Source organism: Dapis hubbardiae BLCC-M172, assembly GCF_050016015.1.
Taxonomy (GTDB): domain Bacteria; phylum Cyanobacteriota; class Cyanobacteriia; order Cyanobacteriales; family Microcoleaceae; genus Trichodesmium.
The window spans coordinates 34,225-60,151 of the sequence record NZ_JBNHEQ010000181.1; the positions used below are offsets into that span (position 1 = coordinate 34,225).

A 25,927-nucleotide genomic window follows, 5' to 3' on the forward strand; every position below is an offset into this window, starting at 1 on the left:
CTATAGACTCATGTACTTTCCTTCTTCCTTCTTCCTTCTTCCTTCCTTCTTTATACAGACAACATAATTTGCGAACCTTGGGCGGTTTTACTAACTTCAATTCTCGCCTGAAAAGCTTCTTTAAAATGAGGAATATGAGTCACTGTTAAAATACACGAAAAATCAGCAGCAATAGCATTAATAGCAGCAATTAATCTGTCACATCCCTCGGCATCTTGAGTACCAAAACCTTCATCAATAATCAACATTCGTAAGGCAGTACCGGAACGCTGCGCTAATAATTTTGACAAGGCTAAACGAATGGCAAAATTGACTCGAAAAGCTTCTCCTCCCGAATAAGTTTCATAAGGTCTTGTTCCTTTTGTATCTGCAATTAAAATATCTAATGTATCTATCCATTTAGAATTTTTCTTACTTCCTTTTGTAGCTTTTTGGGTGACAAATTGAACGTGCAATTGATTAGCACTTAGTCTTGCTAAAATTTGATTGGTTTCTGCTTCTAACTGAGGTAAAATATTTTCAATCATTAATGCTTGAATTCCCTTTTTACCAAACGCCAAACTTAACTCCTGATAAACTCTATATTGTCTTTTTGTAGTTTGTAATTCTTCCAATTGTTGATTATTTTGAACGTGCAAATTTTCTAAATGTTGTAACTGCTGTTGTACTCTGCCTAAACTTCCCAACTGTTCGTCTAACTGCCCACGACGGTCTTGAATTTTTTTGTCTAAATAAGTAATTTTTTCATCCAGGTTTGGAGTTTGTTCTAACTGTTGATTTAAAATGGAAATCTGACCTTTAATTCCTGCTAAATCTTGCTGCCGATTTTCTATAACTCCCTTTAATTCATTTATTCTTTCCACTAACTGAGGATATTGTTTTTGAGCTTGACGTAATTTCTCAATTCTAGTTAGCCAAAATTGTGCCTTTCTTAACTCCGACCTAACATTATTATGCTCATCTAAATCATACCCAATCTCAGAAATTTCTCTCTCAATAATCACAATTTGTTGTTGTACTTGAGAAGTTTGTTTCTGTCGCTCCAAATCTTGTTCCAAACTAACTATTTGCTCCTCAATTTCTGGCATCTGACCGCGAACTTTTCCTAACTTGTTCTCCGCATCTTTAATTTGCCCATACTTAATTTCTGCCCACCTTAATTTCTTTTCCTCTTCCCTCGCTAAACTATGACTCCGGTCATCATAATTAAATTCTTGAATTTGCTCCTCTAAAGTGCTAATTTCAGCATATAAATTAACCGCAAAATCTCCCGTATGTAGCGATCGCTCAACCTCTGCCACTTCCTCTACTAACTCTTGCAACAAACTTTCATCCTTTTTAATATTATCCAACTGAACTTGTAAACCACCCCGACGCTCCCGCAACTCATCATATTTTCCCAACTCCTCGTCTATTTGTCGATATTCTGTTCTCAAAACCTGAATTTCTCGCTCAGAAAGAGTCAGTTGTTCCCGCGCTACCCACAACAAATCTCTAATTTCCTTTTGCTGAGTTTGATGTTTATCTACTACTAAATGCCAGTGATGTTCGTCCAATGGGCGATCGCATAAGGGGCAAGGTGGATATTCTTTGACTGCAACTTTACCATTACCATTACTATGATCTTGATTTAATAATTGTAACTTTTGGTCTAGTTCCCCCAGTCTGGTTTCATAATCTTTTTTATTGCGAATTAAACGTTCGAGAAATTGATGTCTTTCCTGACCTTTTTCTCGCACCCGTTTTTGATAAACCCGTCTATTTTCTAGTTGAGCAATTTCTGTGACTACTTCCTCTAAGGTTGCCTGGAGTTGAGGTTGCTTTTGTTGTTGAGTTCGTCGTAGCTGACAGACTCTAGAATTAAGTTCTTCTAAACGAGCGCTCAAACGTGCCTGCCCCTTTTCGAGTTCGGTTTGTAATTTTTGCCGTTGTTGCAGCAGGGGAGTAATTTCTACCTGTAAGTTATCTAGTTCGTTTAATTTTGTTCGTGCTGCTTGTAATTTTGTCAGAGCAATTTCAATATCAGCACGTTTACTTAAAATATGTAGGTTTTCTTGTTCCTGGTCTTTGAGGGAATTTAACTGCGCTCGACATTGCTGAATTTTGTTTTGTACTTCCTGGAGTTGTTGCCGTTGTTTTTCCTGGAGTTGTTGCCTTTGGTTGAGAGCGTTTTGGTGTTTTTTGAATTTGCCAGATAAATTTTCTTCGGTAGTTTGTAGGTTTTGGAAATTAGCATATCCAGCGTTAATTTCATTTTCCTGTTTTACTACTGCTAATAGTTCGTCTTGTTGTTGTTGGGTAGTTTTTAGTTCTTGTTTGAGGCGATAACATTCTTGCACAAGTTTATCGTATTGTTGTTGTTGACCTTGCAGTAGTTTTTCCCAGGTTTGGCGCTCATGTTGTTGGGTTTGAAGTTGTTTGAGTTGTTGTCTGTCAGTTTCTTGTTTTTCTTGCAGTTGAGCTAAAGTTGCTTTCAGGTTGGTTTGTTGTTGAGCGATCGCTTCTTTTTCTTGGAGTTGTTTTTGGTTCGCTTCTAGACTTTGTTCGAGTATTTCGACTTTTGCTTTAAACTGCCGAGCAATATCTTTAGCTTTTTCTCCCAGAGTGTCATATTGGTCAAGTTTGAGGAGAGAGGCGAGAATTTCTTTTCGTTCATTAGGACGTTTGAGCATAAATTCATCTGCCCTACCTTGACGCAAATATGCCGAATTTACGAATGTGTCGTAGTCAAGTTTAAGATGTTCGATAATACTTTGTTGAGTTGCTCTCACACCTTTTTGAGTCAGACTTTTAAACTGGGAACCTGTATTAACTTGAAATTCTAGAGTTGGTGACTGACCCCGACGACGACCACGAATGACACGGTAGATGTTACCGTGGGTGGAAAATGTAAAGTCTACCCGTACTTCTTTTTCTCCCAGACTGATAATATCGTCTTCGGTAGCAGCACGACTATTTCCCCATATTGACCAGGCGATCGCTTCTAGTAGAGAAGATTTTCCTGCACCGTTAGGTCCGCAAATACAGGCAGTGTGCAGACCTGTAAAATCTAGAGTTACTTCGTGATAACTGAGGAAATTTTTTAGTTGCAATTTTTGAGGAATCATTTTGTTATGGCGCTTTTATTTGTCAAGCTTTACTAAACTAATAATGTTTCACTGAGTTGTTTTCTAACTAATTTGGTTGATGTTAATTTTCCCTGTTTTTCTTTTGTCTTTGATCCGTTGTTTTTTAGACAACAGCTATATTCATTTAGTTAGTTTTTTGACTTTATTTTTCACATTTTACATTAACACAAAAAAATGAATATTGTTCTTATAGTTCTACCTATAAATATAAACCATTTAATTTCCAATGGTAGACTTAATCTAATTTTTTCTAGATTTAGTGTGATGAATTATTAATTTACACTATATATAAATTTTCTGGAGCATAAATTGTATTGACTCTAAGGCAAAACTTAACTATGAAGCTTTTGAATATCTGGACTGACGCAGGTCTACTACATATTGATAACTAATATGATTACCATTGGAAAGTATAAGTAAGGTTAGGTTTTCCAGGAAAATTAGTTATAAAATTTAATTTTCCCCTACCTTCAAACTCAGGTCTTCTCTAATTAACTCGACTTCAACTTGATACTATGAGTATTCAGTTATTTTGTACTGTCAAAAAGAGGGATGTAGTTGTCGGTAGACTCCGCCAAAGCGTGTTTTTTTATTGATTTTTAGCTAGATTGCTTGATAGTCTATGATCGTAGTTTTTGAGTAATTATCCCGATCCTAATTATCTGATGTGCTAAAATTTCTTAAAATTTCTTAAAATTTCTTAAAATTTAGAAAAAGATGAGTTACCTATACTACTAACTACTACATAATATCCTTTATAATCTCCTCATAATACTGTGTTGTCACTATAATTAGTAAAGTTGCATAAGTCGTGAAAAAATTATGTTAGAGTTAGGAGAAACAATAGTTGAATTAGGGTAGGATTTTTTATCCTATCACAATATTTTTAATATGTATTCCCTGTCCTTAAACACTTATGAAATGTAAGCATTCCGCAGTCAGCTATGAGCTAGCCTCCTGCGGAGGAAGTACGTTAACAGTTTCATTACCTTTAGTTGACAATTCGAGCTAGTTGTTCTTGTGCTTTAATTTATGGGTTGAAAATGTAGTAGAAGTTAAACCAATGTTTACTTAATTTAAACCTCGCCCTTAAGGGGGGGTCTTTAAAAACTGTTTGCGCAGCATGACCTAGGAAGAGCTGACCGCTAATAGCTGTTTCGCTTGCTTCGCTGCGCGATATGTTTGCGGAGCATTCCGGAACGGAAATGCGCAGCATTCCGCAGGAAATGCTTACTATTAACTAGCTATTAGCTGTCATAATTTAGCTGGAGCGCTAAAATCCGAGGGTTTAAGCCCCCCACAAGAGCTTGAAAAATTAGTGGTGCGCCTTTTATGGGGGATTGAAACCCCCATTATACACAGTGAAAAGCTGATAGCTGACTGCTGACCGCTGACTGCTACGTCAAATTCCTTTGCTGTAAGTCAATAAACCCGATCATGTCAACAAATACAAATGCCAAATTCATTCTTATTGTAGACGATAATCCCACAAATTTGTCTGTACTCTCAGAAGCGTTGCGTGGTGCAGGGTTTCGTTTTCGAGTAGCAATAGATGGAGAAAGTGCTTTAACCCTAGTTGAGCGGAATCAACCTGAACTAATATTACTTGATTTACAAATGCCAGGAATAGACGGTTTTGAAACTTGTCGTCGTCTAAAAGAAAACCATGCTACTGCATCCATACCCATCATTTTTACAACTGCCCTTACTGATAGGGAAAGTAAAGCGAAAGGATTTGCCTTGGGTGCAGTTGATTATATTCCTAAACCGTTTGAGCAGGGTGAAGTGATAGCAAGAGTCAAGGTACACTTGCAACTAAAGCACCTGACAGAATCTCTTGAAGAACAGGTACGCGATCGCACAAATGACTTACAAAAAGCCCAAGTGCAACTGGTACAGCAAGAAAAACTCTCTAGTCTTGGTGAAATGATCTCTGGAATTGGCCATGAACTTAATAATCCGATTAACTTTATTGTCAATAATATTGAGCCACTAGAAGAGTATATAACTGGAGTCAGTAAGATTCTAGATTTGTATCAGCAGGAATATCCTAGACCTTCACCCAAGTTAAAGGATGCTATTGAGGATTTGGACTTGGAATTTGTTCTAGAAGATATGACAAAGATTTTAGAATCCTTTAGATTAGGTACTAAAATGATCGAGAACATATCGACCTCACTGCGGACATTTTCTCGTTCAGATAGTGAAACTAAATCTCTGGCAGATTTGCATGAATGTTTAGATAGCACCCTAATGATTTTACAGCATCGTCTTAAAAATAAAGGCGATCATCCCCAAATCCAAGTTTTCAAAACTTATGGAACATTGCCCTCAGTGCTATGTTATCCAGGACAAATGAATCAGGTCTTTATGAATATTCTAGCAAATGCCATTGATGCTTTAAATGAAGCAATAGTTAAAGGAAAATTGCACGTTCGAGTTCCTCAAATTAAAATTACAACTCAAATAACCTCTAAAAAACAAATAGTTATCCAAATCGCAGATAACGGAATTGGCATTCCCGAATCTATTCAAGAACGATTGTTTGAACCAATGTTTACAACTAAACCAGTTGGTAAAGGTACAGGGTTGGGGTTGGCGATCGCTAATCAAATTATTGTGGAAAAACATCATGGCACACTCAGTATTAATTCTCAAGTTGGAGAATGTACAGTATTTGTGATTGAAATTCCAGTTGAGAATATTTAAAAGCCGTTGCCTCAACTTTTGATTATTCTAGTGAAAAATCAGGATAAATTATGATCGCTCACTCCCAACCCCAATTAATGAGTCCCCTATTTCTCCCTGCTCCCTGTTTCCTGCTCCCTACTCCCTACTCCCTACTCCCTACTCCCTATTCCCTCCTATACAATTAATATACTTATGGTTAATATCTCAAAATCACAATCTGAGTTAATATATACTCCTCCCAAAAAAAGGAAGTCATCCTTATTTTTCGTAATACTCATTCCCTTTTTTCTCCAGATTTCAGCAGCCGTTGGTTTGACAGGTTGGTTATCAATTCGTAATGGACAAAAAGCCGTCAACGATCTGGCTGGTCAACTCAGATATACAACAGCTACGAAAATTGAGAAATACTTAGAAACATATCTAGCAACCCCTCATCTACTGAATCAAATTAATATTCAGGCAGTCAAACTACAACAATTTGATATTCTCGATCCAGAGAGTAGACAGCGCCAATTCTGGGAACAGCTCAACTTGTTTTCTGGGATTGGAAATATTGCCTTTGGTAGTGCCACTGGAGAATTTACAGCAGTCGAATACACCCCTGATAGATCGGGTCGGATGACGAATAAATCTGATGCTTCAACAGATAACAAAATAACAGGATATCGATTAGATGAAAACGGTGATCGTACAGATATCATCAAAATTAGATCGAAGTACGATCCACGAAAACGTCCTTGGTATCAGAATACAATTCAACAGAATACTGCCTGTTGGAATCCAATTTTTAGCTTCCTTACTAATAACCAACTCCTAGTTTTACCAGCAAGCACTCCTGTCTATAATCAAGATGGCTATCTTTTAGGGGTTTTAGCTAGTCGTCTCTATCTATCAGAGATTAATGAATTTCTCGCTACCTTAAAAATTGGTAAGACAGGCCATATTTTTATCATGGAGCGGGATGGTACTCTGGTTGCAACTTCTACCTCCGAACCAGTTACGATGCAAACTGAAACAGGTGCTAAACGGGTGAAGGCAGAAGTAGCAGAGAATGAACTGATTCGTCTGACAGCAAAGACACTAGCAGAGCGTTATAATAATTTGGCAGCAATTGAGAAGACAAAACAACTCGACTTTAAACTAAATGGAGAGCGTCAGTTTGTCGAGGTTTTACCATACAGTGACGAAAAAGGGTTAAATTGGCTGGTTGTAATTGCTGTTCCAGAATCAGATTTTATGGAACAAATTAATGCTAATACTCGGATTACAATTCTCATGTGTCTAGGGGCGTTAACTCTGGCAACAGCGATCGGTATTTTAACAACTAGATGGGTGACTCAACCTATTATTCGCTTAAACAAGGCCGCGAAAAATATCGCTACAGGAAAATGGGAGAGCGCTATCGATATTAATCGCCTAGATGAAGTAGGTGAACTAGCTGAGTCATTTGATTACATGGGGAAGCAGTTACAAACAGCTTTTGAAAATTTAGAACAAAAGGTTGAAGAGCGGACAGCAGCTTTAGCAGAATCAAATCAACAACTAGAAAAAGCAAAAGAGCAGGCAGAAGTTGCCAACCAAGCTAAAAGCGAATTTCTCGCCAATATGAGCCATGAATTACGGACTCCCCTCAACGGCATACTTGGTTACGCTCAAATTCTGCAACGTTCTCAAAACATGAGTGACAAGGAACACAATGGTATTGGTATCATTCAACAGTGTGGTTCTCACCTACTCAACTTAATTAATGATGTTCTCGATATCTCCAAAATTGAAGCTCGCAAGCTCGATCTCTTCCTCACCGAGTTTCATTTTCCTTCTTTCCTGCAAGGGGTTGCCGAAATTTGTCGTATCCGCGCTCAACAAAAAGATATAGATTTTTACTACACTCCTGATGAGAATTTACCCGTAGGTATTCGTGCTGATGAAAAACGACTACAGCAAGTATTAATAAATCTTCTGGGAAATGCGGTTAAGTTTACTGATGCTGGTAGTGTCACCTTCACTGTTACAGCACAAAAACTGGAACAAGACCCTACACAATATAGCCTGCGCTTTGAAGTCAAAGATACAGGAGTAGGTATGACTCCAGAGCAACAAGCAAAAATTTTCTTGCCATTTGAGCAAGTCGGCGATCAAAAAAAACAGTCAGAAGGTACAGGTTTAGGATTAGCTATTAGCCAGAAAATAGTGAAATTAATGGATAGCCAACTAAAAGTTAGCAGTGAAGCAGGTAAGGGTAGTACCTTCTGGTTCGAGATAGAAGTAGCGGAAGCTAAAGAATGGGCAACAACTTCTATAAATTTTCACCAGGGAACTATCTTGGGTTATCAAGGTAAAAAACGTCGTGTGTTAGTAGTAGATGACCGTTGGGAAAATCGTTCAGTGGTTATAAATTTCCTAGAAATGCTAGGTTTTGAGATGAGTGAAGCGGAAAATGGAAAAGAAGCTTGGGAAAAAATGATGGCATCGCCACCAGATGTAGTTATTACCGATTTAATGATGCCAATAATGAATGGTTATGAATTACTTAAACGCATCCACAGTTCGGAAAGTTTGAAAGATGTAGTAGCGATCGCTTCTTCTGCTAGTGTATTTGAGAGAAACCAACAAGATGCTATTGATACAGGAGCAGATGTGTTTTTGCCAAAACCTATACAAACTGACCAACTACTACAAATCTTGCAACAACATCTGAACTTAGAGTGGGTTTATGAAGAAGAGGCAGAAGCAAATGAAGTGGCTGAGGTCGTGGAGACCGATGGGGTTATTGCTCCTAGTCAAGAAGTATTGCAAGAATTACTTACTTTAGTTGAGGATGGTGATCTTCAAAGTGTGATAGAAACTGTGGAAGAGCTTCAGACATCACAAGCAATTTCTACCGCTTTTACTCTAGAGATTTTGCAACTAGCGAACAATTTCCAACTCCAACACTTGCAAACGTTCATTGAATACTATCTTGATTGAAAAGCGGTCAGCAGCAATCAGCAGTCAGCAGTAAACGTGCGAGGAGAGTGGAGCATTCCGGAACGGAAAGGGAATTTAAACCCCGACTCAACGTCAAAAAAGTTCTAATGCTGACCGCTGAAGTGCTGACTGCTTTTTAATCAGGACTTACGCATAAGATAGGAAAAACTAGGATCTGAGATTGCTTCCCTGTCGGTCGCAATGACAAAAATACATTGTAGTGCGTAAGTCCTAATTAAGTCTGGATAATTACTATAGCCTGCGTCCGCAGCGACTGGAACGGAGTGGAAGGAAGCAATCCCAAGCTTTTGAGATTACAGCGCTTTTCAGATTGATAAACCACATCGTCACAACCAAAACCTTGTAGGGACGTTCCATGGAACGTCCCTACAGTGGTCTACTCAAATGAAAAGTGCTGTATATAAAATCCGGATAATTACTATAGCCTGCGTCCGCAGCGACTGGAACGGAGTGGAAGGTTTGCGGAGAATTCCGGAACGGATAGCAATCTCAGGGGTGCGCGGAGATTGCTTCCGCTTCGTCGCTGCGGACGACTATTCAACCGGATTCTATATTACTTCCCTTTGGTTGCAATGACAGCTATTCAAAGTGACATTTTATTACCCTGGGCTACTTAAACAAAGAATCGCAATATGATAAATTAAAAGCATCAAGCTTGAAAAGACTCAGTTTCCAAAATTATCAAAGAGGTTGTATTGATGAAGTTTATTTTGTGGCCAAACCATCGCTTTCTCAGATATTCATTGGTATTTAGCTTACTGTTATGTATCAGTACGATCGCTATTAGTTGCAGTTCAACTTCTTCTAACGAATCTTCTGAAAGTGAACAAATTTCCTCCTCTAATCCTTCTATAAGCAATACTTTAACGGTAGCGCTGCTTCCTTGGCAAAGTCCTGAAAAGCAAGAAGAAAAATTACAACCTTTAGCTGAATATCTAGAAACTATTCTCAAACGTCCGGTTAATTTCCAAATTACGAAAAATTATGCAGAAGCAGTTGATTTGATTGTTAAAGAAGAGGTAGATATGGCATATTTAGCAGCTCTTACCTATATCAAAGCCAACGAAGGCAACCCTAATATTATAGCAGGGGACAGGGAACAGGGAACAGGGAACAGTGGGAAAAGTGTTTCCGTGGTCTTTGATTCATCATCAGTCTATGTCCTAATCGCCCTGGCTGTTGCTATAAACCGTTAGTTATACCTATAGATAGAGTGAGTGGCAGACCTTGGTATACTAGCGTTATAGTTGCAAATACTACCAAAAATATTAAAACTCTGCAAGATTTAAAAGGTAAACGCTTTGCTTTTGTTAGTCCATCTTCCACTTCTGGGTTCCTTATACCGATGAATGGCTTGGAAACTGCGGGTATCGATCCCACAAGAGATTTTGCTAAAATTCGTTATTCTGGCAGTCACGATAAAGCCACACAAAATTTAGCAGATGATGTGGTAGATGCAGTCACTAACGATAAGGCATCTTTCCTGCGGAGTCAAAAATCGGGAAAACTAGATGCTAATTATCAAGTTATCTGGGAGTCAAACCCCATACCTTCCCCCCCCATAGTTATCAATACCAAGAAGTTCGCACCAGAAGTTATTAAGCAACTCTAAGAAGCTTTGATAGATGCTCCCGTAGGTGTTGTAGATGTAAGTGGCACTGAATCTGCTGGTTATACCTTGGGTAAAGATGCAGACTTTGAAGAAATACGACAAATCTACACCCGTCTGAAGTCTACAACAGTACCCGAAAAATGAAGATTCTGACTAAATTTATTGCTTCAACAGCAATTTCTGTGGGATTAGTAGCTGCTTTACTCGGAGGTAGTACACTCTTGATTAGACAGATAGAAAAATCTATAGAGCAAACCCGCGATCGTACTAATCAAGCAGTTCGTAAAAGTCAAGAGCTTAAGCTTTCTCTAGAAAAGCAAACTTCCACGCTGAAAGACTATCTTTTGCTTGATCGGAGTGTTGTTTATATGAACACCGATCAGCAAGAGATGTCAAATTTTTTGACCAGTTTGGAAGAGATCAAAGAGTTAACACCAGAATCTAAAAAAAACGGAAGTAGTAGGCCGTCGTCATGAATTTCTTGTCCGCTTAGTTAATAGAATTGTACAAGATCAAGATTATTCTACTTTTCGGATCAAGCAAGATGTCAAAGCTATTAACTCATTCGAGGATGATATTCTACTATTTCTCAATTTATTGGTGGAGGAAGTACGGCAACAAGATGCTGTTACCCAAAAAGCTGCGATGCAATTTAAGCGCAATGCAACTATTGTCACCTACTGCTTAATTGGGGTAGTGTTGTTGATTTTTATTGGTCAGTTTTCCCTAACACTGTTACCGGTAATTCGCTCGATTCAAACCCTGCAAATTGGTGCAGCAAAATTAGGAATGGGGGATTTATGTTATCGTTTCCAAATTCAGACTGGTGATGAAATTGAGAAATTAGCTCAAGAATTTAATCAAATGGGGGTTAAGTTAGCTGAATCTTACTTACAGTTCATTGGAACAGAAGTGACAAGCTGCTGATGCTGCTAATCAGGCTAAAAGTGAATTTTTAGCTAATATGAGCCATGAACTCCGCACCCCCCTTAACGGGATTCTGGGTTATGCTGAAATTCTCAATCGTTCCCAAACCTGGGGAGAAAAGGAAAAAAAAGGAATTAAGATTATTCATCAGTGTGGTTCTCATTTGCTCACCCTGATTAATGACATCCTGGATATCTCCAAAATTGAAGCTCGCAAACTAGAATTGCAACTGCAACCAATTCATTTACCATCTTTTCTCCAAGGAATAGGGGAAATTATTCGCATTCGGACGGAAAAAAAAGGCGTTGATTTTGTTTATCTACCAGATCCTAATTTACCAGAAGGTATTTTTACCGATCCGAAAAGATTGCGTCAGGTACTAATTAATTTATTAGGAAATGCTGCTAAATTTACTGAAAAAGGTAAAGTGATATTGAAGGTAGAGGTAATTGATTCTATGGCAGCACAAAAACAAACTGAATACCCAACATCTGAAGATAACGTCAGACTCCGCTTCCAGATTAATGATACAGGAATTGGCATGAGTCCAGATTCTTTAGAAAAAATTTTCCAACCTTTTGAACAAGTTGGTGAGGGGAAACGACACGCTGAAGGAACTGGACTAGGACTTACTATTACTCATAATATTGTTAGTCTTATGGGAAGTGAGATTGAAGTTACAAGTGAATTAGGAGTAGGTAGTAGGGAGTAGGGGAGTAGGTAGGGACGTTGCACAGGCAAAAATGCGTTTTCCGTTCCGGAATGCTGCGCAAACATGTCGCGCAGCGTTAGCGGAGCTTTGCGTTAGCAAAACGTCCGTACGGGAGTAATTTTTTTGCTCAACTATGCGTCCAAAATCCTAACTTTTTGATTTTTCACCGAACCGTGCATAAAGAGCTGAAAATTAGGTGTCTCTGTGCAGGATAACCTCAATATTTGTAGCAAAAATTTATCAAACTGGTATTATAAATCGCGTAATAATAATATTAAAAAAAAAGAGCTAAATTATGGACAATTCTGATTTAATTTTAGTGGTAGATGATACTCCTGCTAACTTAGCAGTTCTTTCAGAAGCTTTAAGTGATGCTGACTTTGAAGTAGCGATCGCCACTGATAGTGAATTGGCTATTAGTCAAGCAGAATTAAGTGTACCTAGTTTGATTCTGCTTGATGTAATGATGCCTGGTATTGATGGTTTTGAAACTTGTCGTCGTCTCAAAGCTTCTAAGATAACTCAAAATATACCCATAATTTTTATGACTGCTCTTAGCGATACCACTGATAAAGTTAAGGGACTTAGTTTAGGAGCAGTTGATTATGTAACTAAACCATTTCAGGAAGCAGAATTAATTGCCCGCGTGAAAACACAATTAAAATTATACCACCTCACGGAAAAGTTAGAATATCAAGTAACCGAACGTACAGCAGAACTAAAACAAGCTTTACAGCAGGTGCAGCAGTCCCAAGTTCAGCTAGTGCAATCAGAAAAAATGGCAGCTCTAGGACAGTTAGTTGCAGGAGTTGCCCATGAAATTAATAACCCTGTTAACTTTATTTATGCTAACCTCAATCACATGATAGACTTCTTGTAAAATTTTTAATTAAATTAATTAAAGAAATAAAATTAACAATTTTGACCGAATAATTAATAATTATTAATTAAATAATTCAGCTTTATTAGCCTCCTCTTTCAAGGTCAAAAAAAGTGCTAAGATATTTCCTTATATTCAATTCCCTTAAGGTTTTAATTATAGGTAATTATTAATTATCAGTTAGTTCATAAACATCAAAAAACAACACCTAAGCCTTACTCACTGAGTGACTTCCTTCCATTTTTGGATTATCTCTGGAGATGTACTAAGCTATGAACCTTAGTTACGTTGCTCCCTTTTTACCAATTAAGGAAATATCAGTTTTCTATCTAGGTGTTGCTTTTGAGTATTTAACGAGACAGATTTTCTTGGATTTAACAGAGTTTTAACCTCCTGAGTTGCTAAAATTATTTCCTCTATTTTACTAAATTTGAAATGGAGTTAAACTCAACCATAAACTTGATAATTTTTACTCCCAATACTATTCAAACTTGAGAAAATATTAGCTACTGACAAAGGAGTTCCTGTTCTTTGAATCAGACAGATAACTAGACTTAGCAGTGTTGTTTTTTCCTCCTTATTTGTATATTAACGGCTTAACCGAAAATCAAGGTTGATAACAACCTGTTGGTTTCTCAAGAAATACTTGTGCCTTTGGCTTTAGCACCCTTCTTGAAGTTTTACCTTCTTGCTAAGAAGATGAGGTTATGAATATTTGAAGCTTTACTGCTTCAATTACTAATCTAACATTTTTCCTAATTATTACAAGGAAACTTTACTAAACTTTACTTTTTAATTATTGACATGAAAAATTTGATTATTTTCAATTTAATGTCACAATAATATTGTTGTTGTTAAGCAGTCTTTTTCATAGAACAACACCCATCTAGACTAACTACATTACTTCCTCTTTTCCTCTTCAGGTCTTGGAATTACACAGTGTTAAATTTACTGTAGTATTCCTGATATTATTAGTAGGAAGTATTCGCTTTTTAAATGGGTGTTATTCTGGTTTCGTATTGAGACAGACTTAAAATGGAACAGCTTTGTTTACCTCCTTAGCTGAGTGATTTCCTCTATATGATTAAAGGTGAAATAGAGTTAGACTCTTTCAAAAATTTGAGTTCATTGCTCCCCTAAAACAACTTGAGGAAATATCAACCAATGTTGGTTGCTGTTGGTGTCTGAACAGACAGATGATCAATGGATTAAACAGTTTTTTTGTTACCTCCTTAGTTATCATTTCAACTCTTGTGCATCTGTCAAAGAAGTTTATTTACTTCTTCTATATTTTTAATTTAGCACTATTCATCAAGTATGCAAGTTAATGTAATTAAACTTCACTTAATAAGTATTCAACACTTTTGATATTGTAAATCTAGATTAAATTTTAGTTGCATTTACCATATAAGAAAAACTTGAATGAAACTCTTATTAGGAGATAATTTAGTATTTAGGAAAATATAAGAACAACAATGTTAAGAATTGAAAAAAATATCAATTAAACAACCGTTATATGTTAAATGGCGATCGCAATATTCTTAATAACTGTCAATGTTCATTTACTATTTACTAGATATAGCCGTAAACTTGAATTTAGACTTTTGGCTTTTGGACTTTTGACTTTTGGCTTATAATTTTGAACTTGAAAAATTTAAGACACAATTGTGGGATTCTAATAATATATAAACTACTAATTACTAATCAACCAATTATCTAAAATCTAAAAAAAGTTAATATAACAAGACCCCAATTAACTGGCCCATAAAGAGAATGTTAAAAACATCAATTCCATCCATACGAGAACAACAAAATCCCTTAGTATGCCAACTAGCAGACACCATAGAAGCAGTTTGGCAGCGCTACCTAGACCTAGAACCATATTACCTACCAGCAGAGTTAGGTTATGTAGAAGGCCGTCTGGAAGGGGAAAAACTAACAATTGAAAACAAATGCTATCAAACTCCCCAGTTTCGCAAGTTACATCTAGAACTAGCAACAATAGGCCAAAACCTAGATATATTGCACTGTGTTATGTTTCCGAGAACAAGTTATGCCCTACCTATGTTTGGAACAGATTTAGTGGGGGCTAGGGGCCAAATAAGTGCAGCAGTAGTCGATCTATCACCCTTAAGCCAAGACAGAAAACTACCAGAAGTCTATAATAGTCAACTGAAAACTTTACCAACAAAAGAATTTTCTCATCCTCGGGAACTCCCAGAATGGGGGGAAATATTTTCTGAATTTTGTCTATTTATACGACCAACTGGTTTAGAGGAAGAACAAAAATTTATATCTATAGTGGAATCTTACCTAGAAATACATTGCCAACAAGCGATCGCCCAAAAACCAGTTACTCCAGAACAACAACTTGAGATTCTTAAGGCTCAAGGCCATTATTCCACTCAACAGAGACAAAACGACAAAACTCGTCGAGTATTGGAAAAAGCTTTTGGGCGAGAATGGACAGATTATTATTTAACTACTGTATTATTTGATAGCCCGGATTATTGATTAGAGAGAAAATTACGAATATTTTTTTTGAGTTGTTATCAAATTTAGAGATTTGATATTTTCCCGACGCTGCTATACATGAGACAGCGCGGGATATCTCAACCTCTCAATGCGCGGTTTATATTTTAATGCACCTACCTGACAAGATTTACTCCCAATAGTTGATGTGTTGTCTGTGGAGAGGTAAGGCGATGGGTAAATTACAACAGGTTGACCCAGCAGATATTTTTTAAAGTATCAGTACAAAGTATGTAAAATTATTCCTAATCTTTAAGTTTTAACTGTTCTTATTCTATTTGGATAAATATTTGCTACCAATTTCTGTTTGGAATTATTTATAAGTAGTAGGATTAGGAGAAATAGTAGATTACTACCCTAATAATTTATCTGGCACACAAAAGCAAAGGGTGACAATTGCTTATGCTTTAGTCAGTAAATCTAAGTTCTACCGTTTCACAGAAGTTAAAAGTTAAAAGTTAAAAGTAATAGTGTATAGGTTCAAAACTTTGAAGCGCTCAGTAATTTCAGGAAATTATTTCACTTATGTAGTTTGAAACTATTGGTGAAATATTTAAACTGAATTAGTATTATGTAGATGAACCCACGGCAATTTTAGACAGTAAATCTAGTAAAAATATAGTTAAAGTTATGCAAAATTTAGCTAGATACAGAAAACACAACTATATTACTTGTGAACTACGATTATCCCATTTTAAATGTTACCTATCGGATAGTTAAATATAGAAGATATCTATCTGTTAAAACAGGTATATTTAACAACAATTAAATAAATTAACCGAAAAAAAAATTAAATACCAGCAAGGAAATTAATACTGCTACATAGAAAAGAGGTCAATATTTTTGACTAGAATAATTTTACTTTTCGCAAAAAACATCGTTAATAAATTTCCCAACAGCTAAAAATATCGGGTATTACCATAGCATTTATTTATAGAGTTTTCTTTCTCATTTTTGAATTATTTCTGAATTTTTGCGCCTTTAGTTAAACCTTTTGTTTTGCCCCTCGTAGATTGTTTTGTTGCTCCTTTCGTGACATTCTTTTTAGGTGCGGGTGGTTTTGGTGGTGGTGGAGTAGCACTTTTAGCTGTAGGTCTGTTAGTACGAAATAGAACTCCATCATGAGATTGTTCTAGTACCAACATAGGTGTTGGTTTAGCTTTTTGATCCCAATCAATATGTACAATTCGACCTTGAATTGTAGGAGTCCAATTATCATGGTCATCACTAGGACTAAGATAGGTTTCTAAACAATCAATTATTTGAATAATAGTTTGAGAAGTTGCCTGAGTTGGTAATTTTGTTAGTTTGATTGATACCCGAAATAATACTCTTTTTTTCAGGTCTTTTCCCACTTCTCCGGTCTCATATTCTACCTCAAACATCGAATCAACTTGTCGCCCACTTGGATTGGGTTTTTCTCCTACTGCTGCTTGAGTAGGGCGCAGTGCAACACTAATTTGTTGTTTGACTTTTACCTTAATTTGGTTAACAATAGCAAAGTGGAAAACTTCCTCTGCCATTCGCATTCTTAAGTAGTCTAAGTTAAAATCTCGTGAATGGATTAGGTCAGGATTTTTTTCCATTTTCGATATAGTTCCTACAGCTAATTTATACTTTTGCTGGAGGTCTTTATTTCTAAATTCTTCTACACTAAGTTTCTTATTAAATTGCTTCATTTTTGTTTGGTGAAATATACCTAAAATAATCAGCAATACTAACAATAATCCAGATGCACCCATCCAAATATATTCTCCTTTTGGTAAATTTGGTTGTGGTGCTGGGGAAGCTTGGGCTAACTTTGGTTCCACGACAATAATTGGTGTCATTTCAGTTATATCAGGAGTTATCAGTTATCAGTTATCAGTTATCAATACCTCTGGCTGGAGCAAGAGGCAAGAAAATCCGAAATTTCCTTTTTTATCCCCTGGAAAGGGAAGGCTATTGACCTTATTTCTTAGTCAAAATCATCTCTACAGAAAATTTAACAATGAATTTACAGGGATTTTAAGGTGAGAATTAGTAGTTAATGTTTTCAGCATAAATACCTGATAGTTATACTTGTATATATTTGTAGGTAGTTGAAGCTATTGATTGGCCTAAAAATTATAGGTTGTTGAAAATAACCACAGCTATAGGTACAATATACACTCTCAGATAAGTTGACTTGATGGCCTCTAAGGTATGAATTGATTGTGTAATCCTGAATAAGTCCTACAGTCTCATCAAAATTAATACCCTGAAAATTTTCAGAAGTTTTATACTAAGTTAATCAAAAAATAACGGCTATTAATGCTACTTAGGTCAAAATTAGTTCATAATTTAATAACTATCCTATAAACTAGACCTGCATTAATTTGATTTGATTGTAAAAAATTACCTAAGATATTTTGAATCTTTGAGTTAGTATTTTATAATCTCTAGACATATTGCTTAACATAAGTTCAATAAAATATACAAATTTTCAAATATTTCTTGAAATATAAAAGTATTTATACTGAATAAAATCTAGTAAAGCTGTATTGATTATCACTTGCAGCTCGACTACATATCCGAAATAATTCTTATTCCTAATTGTGGCCTACGAACCTCTCCATCATAAATATCGTCCTCAGACCTTCGCAGACTTAGTGGGTCAAGACGCGATCGCCCAAACTCTGACTAATGCCATTGATACTCAACGGATCGCTCCAGCATATTTATTCACAGGACCTAGAGGTACAGGGAAAACGTCGAGCGCTCGGATTTTTGCTAAATCTCTCAATTGTCTTAACCATGACCACCCGACACCTAGTCCCTGTGGTTCTTGTGATGTTTGTGTAGGAATTACAAAAGGGTCAACTCTGGACGTGATAGAAATTGATGCTGCTAGCAACACTGGTGTGGACAATATTAGGGAATTAATTGAAAGGGCGCAATTCGCTCCGGTGCAGTGTCGCTATAAAGTATATGTGATAGATGAAGTCCACATGTTGTCGGTGTCCGCTTTTAATGCTTTGCTGAAAACTTTGGAGGAACCACCAGAGCGAGTGGTCTTCATCCTTGCTACTACAGACCCCCAGAGGGTATTAGCAACTATTATCTCCCGTTGCCAACGTTTTGATTTTCGCAGAATTCCCCTGGAAGCAATGGTAAACCACTTAGATCATATTGCTACGACGGAAAAAATTGATATTACAATGGAAGCAATACAAATGGTAGCTCAAATTGCTCAGGGTGGGTTACGAGATGCAGAGAGTTTGTTAGATCAGTTGAGTTTGTTGGCGGGTGAAATTTCTGTTGAACGAGTTTGGGATCTAGTGGGAGCGGTGCCGGAACGAGATTTAATGTTACTGTTAGAAGCGATCGCCTCAGATGATTCGACTAAGGTATTGGAATGTACTCGGCAAATTATGGATCGGGGTAGGGAACCAATTATTGTATTGCAAAATTTGGCAGGGTTTTATCGAGATTTATTAATAGCAAAAACAGCACCGACAAGTGAAAATTTAGTGGCGTTGACAAAACCTACTTGGGAGCAGCTTTGTCAATTTTCTCAAGAGTGGGAAATTGGAACTATTTTAGCTGGTCAAAAGCATTTACAAACATCGGAAGTACAAATTAAAAATACTACTCAACCTCGTTTATGGTTGGAGGTAACTTTATTAGGGTTATTGCCTTCTGCATTGGTAAGTTCAAGAGTAATAGTTGAACATTTATCTCAACAACAAATAACTAGACAAACAAGTAATAATATTCCGGTTAAAACTACTCCAAAAACTTCGCCCCAAGTAAAATCAAAACTACCTGTTTCTCAACCACCGGAACCAAAAATATCGGAGGCAAAAGAAATTCCTCCTGTTCCTAAAAGTGAGGAAAATTTAGTTAGTTCGGAAGCTGTTAATATTAATGCTGAAGAACATAATTTGGCAGAAATTTGGCAACGGGTACTTGCTGAGATTAAAAAAATTGGTACTCAACAGCTTTTTCAACAAAATGCAAAATTACTAAGTTTTAATGGTGAAGTAGCTCGTATAGGTATTCTCTTTCAAACTTGGGTAAAAAAAATATCTGACAGAGCTTCTGAAATTGAAGATGCTTTTGCAAAAGTTTTTCATAGGCAAATCAAGGTAAAAATAGAGGTAGCTAATTCTCATCATAATAATCCTCCTCAAAATAGAAATACAAATTATCCCAATACGACTAGAAGATACAATCAAGAAACTCAATCTGATAGAGAACCGGAAACTTCTAATTATGATGATGAAACTTCAGAAGATGAACCAGAAATTTCTCCACTATCCGATCTGATAAACTCCCAGAAAGAAAACAAAATTATTCCAGAGTTTTCCCTGTCTAAGCCACAGTTGAATGATGCGGTGGAACAGGAAAAATATCCTGAAAAAGAAAGACAGACTGTGGCGATCGCTACTGGTCGGATAGTTGATTTTTTTCAGGGAAAAATAGTAGATATAGAATCAATTAAATTATTAGATAAAACTGATTTACCTGCCACATCTGAGTCTTTAGAAGTATCTATTGATTCTCAAATTGTTGAGTCTGAAAATAGTAATGTTGGTATAGATGAAGCAGAAGAAAATGAAGATATAGATTTGGATGATGATGTTGAATTTTAATCTGATTCTTCTAGATTAATATAGATATCTCCAATAATAAAAATAAAATTAATTATTGCACTCTTATTTCTCTGTTCTTTCAGCCTACTCCCGATTTATATTGACAAAAAACTTAAATAAGCTATATACTAATTCTTAATTTATCAAAAAAAGTTCTCAATAATTTAGATAGAACTATGGCCAATCCCCCAAAGCCAGAAAAATCAGCATTTTGGAACAGACGGCAATTCCTAAAGCTAGGAATAGCTGGTACTGGTGTCACTTTAGCTGGCATCACTACTCAATATATTTTACCTTTATTGTCGTCATCACTCAATGCCCAGGCAGCCATAGATGCCATAGAACTAGATCCTATGAATGCTTTGCGGGATTTTGATTATGGTATTATCAAAGAAGAAAACGGTCGCAAAATCAGAGAATTTCAAATTAAAGCAATTAATTCTAAATTACAACTAAATCAAGCAGTATCCATGATTAGTTGGAACTATAATGGTCGTGTTCCTGGGCCAACATTGAGAGCAACAGCGGGGGAACGAGTGAGAATTCTTTTTGATAATGAAGGTGGTCACGCTCACAGTATGCACTTTCATGGTATTCATCCAGCAGAAGCAGATGGAGTAAGACCAGTGCGTCATGGCAAAACAACTGTTTATGAATTTGATGCTCAACCTTTTGGCATTCATCTTTATCATTGCCATATTGCTCCAGTGACTCGTCATATTAGCAAAGGGTTGTACGGTATGTTTATTGTCGATCCTCCCGAAGGTCGTCCACCTGCTGATGAGATCGTATTAGTAATGGCAGGTTATGACACTAACAATGATGGCAAAAATGAGCTTTATGCTTTTAATGGTTTGCCAAACTATTACAAAACTCATCCAATACCGATACAGCAAAATCAACTGGTGCGTTTGTATATATTAAATATTATTGAGTTCGATCCTGCTGCAACATTTCATATTCATGCAAATTTTTTCCAGGTTTATCCTACTGGAATGACTCTTAAACCATGGCAGGAAACAGATGTTATTACTATGGGAACTTCGGAAAGGCATATTCTGGAATTTTCCTATCCCTTTCCAGGTAAATATATGTTCCATCCGCACCAAGATGCGATCGCAGAAAGTGGTTGTATGGGTTTCTTTGAGGTTTTGCCTCAAACTTAAAAAAATTAGCAACTTGTCAACTTGATTATGAGGTTATTATGATGAAAATTAACAGTGCTTTACGTTATTTTTTTGTGGGATTTATTGCTACTGTATTAGCTATAGTTTTTAATCCTAATATTCAGGCAACTGTGAGTAATAATTCTATGCTTTTAGGCACTCCAAGTATTGCCGTTTCTCCTGAAAGTAAAGATATTGACTATATGACTAACTTGGCATTAATGAAAGGGCATTTATTAGTAGGAGAAGAATTAATTGTAGCCAAAGAAGCAAAGCAGGCAGAACCTCATTTTGGTCATCCTGTAGAAGAATTGTATATAGATATTGAAAATGAGTTAAATGATCGGGGTGTTAAGCAGTTCAAGAATACCTTAAATAATTTGCATGATTTGGTCAAAGCGGGTGCTAAAGATACAAATAAATTTAATAGTATGTATCAACAAACTCTGCTAGAGATTGATGGAGCAATTTCAAATTTACCTAATCAAGAGCGTCAAAAGCCAGAATTTGTATTACAAGTAATTAATGGATTATTAGAAACTGCTGGAGCAGAATATGAAGCAGGAATTCTTGATGGAAAGATTGTGGAAGTTATTGAGTATCAAGACTCACGAGGATTTGTTGATTATGCAGAGATTCTATACAAAAATATAGCTGATACAATGGGGAGTAAATATTCTAATATTGATAGGAAAATACAAGCAAATATGACAGAATTGAAAAAGGCTTGGCCGTCTGCTTTAGCTCCTGAAACAGCAGCAATGGAACCTGCTAAAGTATCAAAGCTAATTGAGGAAATTAAACAAAATAGTGAAAAAGTAGGATAAGTAGTTCATTTCAGTTATCAGTTATCAGTTGCACCAGTTTTCAGGTTAGTGAACCACATTAAAAAAATGATAACCCTGTAAGGACGTTGCATGCAACGTCCTTACTTTCTGGCATACCCAGATGAAAACCGCTGTATACCAATTTAATCAACTTGGGCTATACGAATTATCTCTATTATCTTTACTTGTCCCCTACTCCCCTACTCCCCCGCTCCCCTACTGAAGAAAATAGACTCGCCCAATCTTGTTTCTAATATTTCTAATAAAGCATCAACATTCTTACCCAACTCCTCAAAACAATTAGGTGGAGATATTTCTGGTTGGAAGTAAACTAATTTAATTTGACCATCTCCAATAGCAATCATTAATACTTCTAATTCTGGTTTATAACCATCTATTAAACCTAAAATTTCCTGAATTTTTCCATCAACATTTCGGTTTAATGTTTCTATCGCTGCTTTTGAACAATATACAAATTTTGGTTTTCCTTTTAAATCAATTCCAATTGTTTCATTAGTTTCTCCCTTTTCTAAATTTAATCCCCATACTAAAGCAGCTAATTCTTTTTGATTATCTCTCACAAATTTATCTAACTGATGTTGCAAATTGTTTGATTTTTTATTCGGTGGATTATTATTAAATTCCATCATAATTTATATTTAAAGTTAAAAAGCGTTGAATATCAAACTGTCATCAAATACTAAGCATGAGTAATGCTATATAGGAATCATAAATGATTTGTAAAAAAATTGTAGGGGTTTGGTTTCCAAATCCCATTTTCGCTAACCAAACATGAGTAGTGCTATATAGGAATCATAAATGATTTGTGAAAAACAACTGTAGGGGTTTGGTTTCCAAATCCCATTTTCGCTAATTAAGCATGAGTAATACTATATAAGAAACATAAATGATTTGTGAAAAAAAATTGTAGGGGTTTGGTTTCCAAATCCCATTTTCGCTAACTAAGCATAAGTAATACTATATAGAACCATAAATGATTTGTGAAAAAAACTTTTGGTTTCCAAATCCCATTTTCGCTTGGGTTTGGAGACCAAACCCCTACGATAAAATGTAACAACCTAAAACTCACTAACTAACTAATCTTAAACCAGATTGTACGCGCCATAAACTACCATAAATTCCTGATTTTTCTAATAATTCTTCATGGCGACCAAATTCTACTATTTTGCCATGTTCCATTACATAAATACAATCGGCATTTCTGATAGTTGAAAGACGGTGAGCAATAGCAATAGTTGTCCGATTTTGAGTGATTTTTTCTAAAGATTTTTGAATAGCTGCTTCAGTTTCATTATCCACTGCTGAAGTTGCCTCATCAAGTATCAAAATAGGAGGATTTTTTAACACCGCCCTAGCAATAGCAATTCGTTGTCTTTGACCTCCTGATAATTTCTGTCCTCTCTCCCCAACAATAGTATCGTAACCCAGGGGTAATTGATTAATAAAATCATCGGCTTCAGCAATTTTAGCTGCTGCAATAATCTCTGGCAAAGTCGCATCGAAAGAACCATAACTAATATTTTCAGCTACAGTTCCATGAAATAGAAATACATCCTGACTTACTAAACCTATTGCCCGTCGTAAATCTTGTAAATTAATTTGATTTATCTCTATTCCATCAAGAGTTATTTTGCCTGACTGAGCTTCATAAAACCTCAGTAATAATTTGACTATCGTACTTTTTCCCGAACCTGTTGAACCGACAATTCCAATAGTTTTTCCTGCTGGAATTTTCAGGGAAATATTTTGCACGACTGGAAATTTTTCCTGATAGGCAAAAGTAACATTTTCTAATTCTAATTCTCCTTTAACCGACTCAACAGATAAAGGTTTATCTCCAGGATGAATAGTAATCGGAGTATCCAATAAATTCATCACCCGATTAGTAGAAGCCATACTTCTTTGATATAAATCAAGAGTTTGCCCTAAACGAGTTAAAGGCCATAATAATCGTTGAGTTAAAAATACCATGACACTATAAGTACCGACGGCTAATCTACCAGCAACTGCTTCTAATCCACCTAATAATAAAGTTGCCACAAAACCGATAAAAATTATAATTCTAATTAGAGGTACAAAAGCAGCAGAAAAAGTTATAGCCCTTCTATTACTGGTTTTATAAGCATTACTTTCTTTGGTAATTCTTCCTACTTCATAATTTTCGGCGGTGAAGCTTTTAATTGTAGTAATTCCTGAAAGATTATTAGATAATTGCCCACTTAATAAACTTACACTTTCTCGAACTTCAGCATAACGAGGAGCAAGAAATTTTTGAAACCAAATTGAACCCCAAATAATAAACGGCATTGGTAATACTGCCCACCAAGCAACACTAGGAGCTAAAACAAAAAAAGCACCACCAATAATTATTACTGTTACTGTAACTTGAATTATTTCATTTGCTCCTACATCTAAGAATCTTTCTAGCTGATTAATATCATCATTTAAAATTGCCATTAAATTGCCTGTACTGCGTTCTTCAAAATAGGCTAATTCTAAATCTTGTAAATGACTATAAGTTTCAATGCGTAGATCGTGCTGAATATTCTGAGCCAAATTTCGCCAAAGTCGCTCATAAGCATATTGAAAAATTGATTCTAATCCCCAAACAATTAAACTAAGAAATGTCAAAGCCAAAAGTTGCCCAAAAATATCTTTAATTCCCCATTGAGCAATTAGAGAATTTTCTTGTTTAACAACAACATCTACTGCTGCACCGATTAAAACTGGAGGTGCTAGGTCAAAAATTTTATTTAAAATTGAACAGATAACCGCTTGCCAAATTTGAGTTTTATATTTACCTCCATAGTTAAGTAAGCGGATAAAAGGATGTTTTGGTTTAAATGTTGTTTTTGACAATGTAATCCCCTGATAAAATTTTTACGAAAATATTCTAAATGTAATAAGCATTCAGCTATTATAGCAATCCAAAATAGGCTTTCAATAATTAATAATTAATAATTAATAATTACCTCTTCTGTAATAGAAGGATTGGCGCTCAAGGAATTTTTTCTTCTCTTGGTCGAGAAGAGACTTTATACCTTAATTTTAATGTTTTATCGTAGGGGTTTGGTTTCTAAACCCCATCAAAAATGGGATACAAAGACCAAATCTCTACAGTTTTTTTCACAAATTATTTAGGATTGATATAACATAGTTGGTAGTAATTATAATGGATATTCCAAAATAATCACCATATATCAATCGTGAAAATCCTCAAATCTAGAAAAATTATGAAATTATTAGTAAACATTTCCTGGGTCATGCTGCGTAAACAGCTATTAGCACTCAGCTCTTCCTGCGGAATGCTACGCAAACAGCAATAAGACCCTGCTCTTAAAGCTATCCATTAGCAATGGATAATTGATAATTAATCAATTCGGTTTTATTACCGAAATATTGTGGTTTAAAGCCTCCCCTTTTAAGGGGATAATAAATAAAAATTTTCCTGTTCGTCAATCCTCTTCTTTTCAAGGAGAGGTAATTCTTAATTCTTAATTCTTGAATTTCTGTTTCAAGAGACAAAAAATAGATTTTCCCTTCCTCTTCCTTCTTACTGATTCTTTACTTGATATAGCAGTCGAAGCAAAGATTAGGACATTTCTAAATCCTGTTTGCGCAGCATGACCTAGGAAAATCCTTTGACAGTTTACTATTCCCTATTCCCTATTCCCTATTCCCTAGCGCGTAGCGCTATAAAACAAATAAATTATGTGTTTACCATTAAATAGATTTTTGCCTTCTTCTTCTTTCTTCCTTCTTTCTTCCTTCTTCCTTCTGACTTCTGACTTCTTTTTTAGTAGTTGGAACTCTAATTTATCTAATTC

16 protein-coding genes and 1 pseudogene are annotated in these 25,927 nt (G+C 35.9%); 13 read left to right on the forward strand and 4 right to left on the reverse strand.

All coding sequences use genetic code 11. The features are described 5' to 3' along the window. Positions 1–50: 50 nt before the first annotated feature. Positions 51–3,107, reverse strand: a complete 3,057-nt coding sequence (gene sbcC, locus ACP6PK_RS16410) for an exonuclease subunit SbcC (protein ID WP_426560883.1) — start codon at positions 3,105–3,107, stop codon at positions 51–53. Between the two features lie 1,458 nt (positions 3,108–4,565). On the opposite strand from sbcC, the gene ACP6PK_RS16415 reads away from it, so the two are divergent. The 10 genes and pseudogenes from ACP6PK_RS16415 (at position 4,566) to ACP6PK_RS16460 (ending at position 15,452) form a co-directional block, all read left to right on the forward strand. Next, positions 4,566–5,837, forward strand: coding sequence for a sensor histidine kinase (locus tag ACP6PK_RS16415; protein ID WP_426560885.1), 1,272 nt, complete (start codon positions 4,566–4,568; stop codon positions 5,835–5,837). A gap of 174 nt (positions 5,838–6,011) precedes the next feature. Continuing rightward, entirely contained in the window at positions 6,012–8,786 is a 2,775-nt protein-coding gene (locus ACP6PK_RS16420; RefSeq protein WP_426560887.1) for a hybrid sensor histidine kinase/response regulator, read from the forward strand. A gap of 719 nt (positions 8,787–9,505) precedes the next feature. Further along, complete coding sequence (locus tag ACP6PK_RS16425) at positions 9,506–10,003, forward strand: PhnD/SsuA/transferrin family substrate-binding protein (protein WP_426560940.1); 498 nt, start codon at positions 9,506–9,508, stop codon at positions 10,001–10,003. Between the two features lie 17 nt (positions 10,004–10,020). Then, entirely contained in the window at positions 10,021–10,419 is a 399-nt protein-coding gene (locus tag ACP6PK_RS16430) for a PhnD/SsuA/transferrin family substrate-binding protein (RefSeq protein WP_426560889.1), read from the forward strand. Positions 10,420–10,425: 6 nt separating this feature from the next. After that, complete coding sequence (locus ACP6PK_RS16435) at positions 10,426–10,563, forward strand: hypothetical protein (RefSeq protein ID WP_426560891.1); 138 nt, start codon at positions 10,426–10,428, stop codon at positions 10,561–10,563. Continuing rightward, positions 10,560–10,895: a hypothetical protein gene (locus ACP6PK_RS16440; RefSeq protein ID WP_426560893.1), complete on the forward strand. Its 336-nt coding sequence runs from the start codon at positions 10,560–10,562 to the stop codon at positions 10,893–10,895. The genes ACP6PK_RS16435 and ACP6PK_RS16440 overlap by 4 nt, the downstream gene beginning before the upstream one ends. Before the next feature lie 124 nt (positions 10,896–11,019). Continuing rightward, positions 11,020–11,346 (forward strand): HAMP domain-containing protein, encoded by a 327-nt coding sequence (locus tag ACP6PK_RS16445; protein WP_426560895.1) that lies wholly within the window; start codon positions 11,020–11,022, stop codon positions 11,344–11,346. 37 nt (positions 11,347–11,383) lie between these two features. Further along, complete coding sequence (locus ACP6PK_RS16450) at positions 11,384–12,058, forward strand: sensor histidine kinase (RefSeq protein WP_426560897.1); 675 nt, start codon at positions 11,384–11,386, stop codon at positions 12,056–12,058. Between the two features lie 295 nt (positions 12,059–12,353). Continuing rightward, positions 12,354–12,935 (forward strand): annotated as a pseudogene (locus ACP6PK_RS16455) (response regulator); the annotation flags it as partial. Positions 12,936–14,711: 1,776 nt separating this feature from the next. Beyond that, positions 14,712–15,452 (forward strand): phycocyanobilin:ferredoxin oxidoreductase, encoded by a 741-nt coding sequence (locus ACP6PK_RS16460; RefSeq protein ID WP_426560899.1) that lies wholly within the window; start codon positions 14,712–14,714, stop codon positions 15,450–15,452. Between the two features lie 977 nt (positions 15,453–16,429). Here the strand turns inward: ACP6PK_RS16460 and ACP6PK_RS16465 are convergent. Continuing rightward, positions 16,430–17,299, reverse strand: a complete 870-nt coding sequence (locus ACP6PK_RS16465; RefSeq protein ID WP_246844045.1) for a hypothetical protein — start codon at positions 17,297–17,299, stop codon at positions 16,430–16,432. Between the two features lie 747 nt (positions 17,300–18,046). Here ACP6PK_RS16465 and ACP6PK_RS16470 point away from each other — a divergent pair. From ACP6PK_RS16470 to ACP6PK_RS16480, 3 genes are all read left to right on the forward strand, one after another. Then, entirely contained in the window at positions 18,047–20,086 is a 2,040-nt protein-coding gene (locus ACP6PK_RS16470) for a DNA polymerase III subunit gamma/tau (RefSeq protein ID WP_426560901.1), read from the forward strand. Positions 20,087–20,262: 176 nt separating this feature from the next. Beyond that, complete coding sequence (locus tag ACP6PK_RS16475) at positions 20,263–21,252, forward strand: multicopper oxidase domain-containing protein (RefSeq protein WP_426560903.1); 990 nt, start codon at positions 20,263–20,265, stop codon at positions 21,250–21,252. A gap of 38 nt (positions 21,253–21,290) precedes the next feature. Then, the gene (locus tag ACP6PK_RS16480; protein WP_426560905.1) at positions 21,291–22,079 is read left to right on the forward strand and encodes a hypothetical protein; all 789 of its coding nucleotides are present in this window, start codon (positions 21,291–21,293) and stop codon (positions 22,077–22,079) included. A 200-nt stretch (positions 22,080–22,279) separates the two neighbouring features. Here the strand turns inward: ACP6PK_RS16480 and ccmS are convergent, their stop codons facing one another. Together ccmS and ACP6PK_RS16490 are read right to left on the reverse strand one after the other, a co-directional pair. Beyond that, positions 22,280–22,729 carry a beta-carboxysome assembly chaperone CcmS gene (gene ccmS / locus ACP6PK_RS16485; protein ID WP_426560907.1) on the reverse strand — a complete coding sequence of 150 codons (450 nt, stop codon included), beginning with the start codon at positions 22,727–22,729 and terminating at the stop codon, positions 22,280–22,282. A gap of 439 nt (positions 22,730–23,168) precedes the next feature. After that, positions 23,169–24,959, reverse strand: coding sequence for an ABC transporter ATP-binding protein (locus tag ACP6PK_RS16490; RefSeq protein ID WP_426560909.1), 1,791 nt, complete (start codon positions 24,957–24,959; stop codon positions 23,169–23,171). Positions 24,960–25,927: the final 968 nt, after the last annotated feature.